Source organism: uncultured Winogradskyella sp. (assembly GCF_947495255.1).
In the GTDB taxonomy this organism is placed as follows: domain Bacteria; phylum Bacteroidota; class Bacteroidia; order Flavobacteriales; family Flavobacteriaceae; genus Winogradskyella.
Genome location: NZ_CANLYI010000019.1, coordinates 2,501 through 5,339, shown reverse-complemented (window position 1 = coordinate 5,339; position 2,839 = coordinate 2,501). Strand labels below are relative to the sequence as shown.

The window sequence follows — 2,839 nt, the reverse complement described above, 5'->3', positions numbered from 1 at the left end:
AACAAAACGTAAAAACATAAAACAAAAAAACCCTTACTAGAACACTAGTAAGGGTTTTACAATATCGATATATACATCGATAAAAAAAGGCGGCGACCTACTCTTCCACAGTTAAGCAGTACCATCGGCGCAAACGGGCTTAACTACTCTGTTCGGAATGGTAAGAGGTGAGCCCCGTCGCTATAACCACCTTAAATTTTGGGTTGTTATAAATAATCAACACTAATATTGTTGACATATTGAAAAAATTACATGATAGAAGTAATATGTATTGTAAACTTAATAAAAAAACAGGCGTACAATAAGCCTATGGGTTATTAGTACTACTCGGCTATGACATTACTGCCTTTACACCTATAGCCTATCAACGTGGTAATCTTCCACGACCCTTTAAAGAAATCTCATCTTGTGGTGGGTTTCGCGCTTATATGCTTTCAGCGCTTATCCCTTCCGAACGTAGCTACCCTGCAATGCTCCTGGCGGAACAACAGGTACACCAGAGGTTCGTCCAACTCGGTCCTCTCGTACTAGAGTCAGATCCACTCAAATTTCTAACGCCCACTGTAGATAGAGACCGAACTGTCTCACGACGTTCTGAACCCAGCTCGCGTGCCACTTTAATGGGCGAACAGCCCAACCCTTGGGACCTTCTCCAGCCCCAGGATGTGACGAGCCGACATCGAGGTGCCAAACCCCCCCGTCGATATGAGCTCTTGGGGGAGATCAGCCTGTTATCCCCGGCGTACCTTTTATCCTTTGAGCGATGGCCCTTCCATACGGAACCACCGGATCACTATGCTCTACTTTCGTACCTGATCGACCTGTATGTCTCTCAGTCAAGCTCCCTTATGCCATTGCACTCTACGCACGATTACCAACCGTGCTGAGGGAACCTTTAGAAGCCTCCGTTACTCTTTTGGAGGCGACCACCCCAGTCAAACTACCCACCAAGCACTGTCCTTTCATTGAAAGTTAGACTCTAGATAAGCAAAGGGTGGTATTTCAACAATGACTCCACAACGCCTAGCGACGCCACTTCAAAGTCTCCCACCTATCCTACACATTACTTATCCAAAACCAATACTAAGCTATAGTAAAGGTGCACGGGGTCTTTTCGTCCCACAGCGGGTAATCGGCATCTTCACCGATACTACAATTTCACCGAGCTCATGGCTGAGACAGTGTCCAGATCGTTACACCATTCGTGCAGGTCGGAACTTACCCGACAAGGAATTTCGCTACCTTAGGACCGTTATAGTTACGGCCGCCGTTTACTGGGGCTTCATTTGAGATCTTCGAAGTAAACTTCTAAACCCTCCACTTAACCTTCCAGCACCGGGCAGGTGTCAGGCCCTATACATCATCTTTCGATTTAGCAGAGCCCTGTGTTTTTGATAAACAGTCGCCTGGACCTTTTCACTGCGGCCCATCTTACGATGGGCGACCCTTCTCCCGAAGTTACGGGTCTATTTTGCCTAGTTCCTTAGCCATGAATCTCTCGAGCACCTTAGAATTCTCATCCCAACTACCTGTGTCGGTTTAGGGTACGGGCTGCTTCACTCGCTTTTCTTGGAAGTCGATTTGCTAGATTATCACCTTGACCGTAGTCTCAGTGTACTATCGCGGTGTTACCACTCGCTTCAACGTACTATTCCGTCAGTACGCACTAACTTTTCGCCTCCGTCACTTTTAGTGTGAGCAGGTACAGGAATATTAACCTGTTGTCCATCCACTACCCCTTTCGGGTTCGCGTTAGGTCCCGACTAACCCTCAGCTGATTAGCATAGCTGAGGAAACCTTAGTCTTTCGGTGTGCGGGTTTCTCGCCCGCATTATCGTTACTTATGCCTACATTTTCTTTTGTAGCTTCTCCAGCATGCCTCACAGCACACCTTCGACGACACTACAATGCTCCCCTACCACTTTTTCAAGTCCATAGCTTCGGTAATATGTTTATGCCCGATTATTATCCATGCCGAACCGCTCGACTAGTGAGCTGTTACGCACTCTTTAAATGAATGGCTGCTTCCAAGCCAACATCCTAGCTGTCTAAGCAGTTCAACCTCGTTTATTCAACTTAACATATATTTGGGGACCTTAGCTGATGGTCTGGGTTCTTTCCCTCTCGGACATGGACCTTAGCACCCATGCCCTCACTGCTGATTAACATTTTATAGCATTCGGAGTTTGTCAGGAATTGGTAGGCGGTGAAGCCCCCGCATCCAATCAGTAGCTCTACCTCTATAAAACTATAAATCAACGCTGCACCTAAATGCATTTCGGGGAGTACGAGCTATTTCCGAGTTTGATTGGCCTTTCACCCCTACCCACAGGTCATCCGAAGACTTTTCAACGTCAACCGGTTCGGGCCTCCACTGTGTGTTACCACAGCTTCACCCTGCCCATGGGTAGATCACACGGTTTCGCGTCTACCACTACTAACTAAAGCGCCCTATTCAGACTCGCTTTCGCTACGGATCCGGACCTGAAGTCCTTAACCTTGCTAGCAACGGTAACTCGTAGGCTCATTATGCAAAAGGCACGCCGTCACAGATCAAGTCTGCTCCGACCGCTTGTAAGCGTATGGTTTCAGGTTCTATTTCACTCCCTTATTCAGGGTTCTTTTCACCTTTCCCTCACGGTACTAGTTCACTATCGGTCTCTCAGGAGTATTTAGCCTTATCGGATGGTCCCGACTGATTCACACAGGGTTTCACGTGCCCCGCACTACTCAGGATACCACTATCTTAACAATCTTTACTTATACGGGACTATCACCCTCTTTGGTCAGTCTTTCCAAACTGTTCTAATTCATTATGCATCGAATATCGTGGTCCTAC

General features: G+C 47.1%; 2 rRNA genes (1 of these 2 only partly in view). Both read right to left on the bottom strand.

The window, feature by feature from the left end:
• Window positions 1-84: 84 nt before the first annotated feature.
• Window positions 85-194 (bottom strand): 5S ribosomal RNA (rrf, locus tag Q0807_RS18730).
• Between the two features lie 103 nt (window positions 195-297).
• Window positions 298-2,839 (bottom strand): 23S ribosomal RNA (locus tag Q0807_RS18725); it runs 284 nt beyond the window's last position.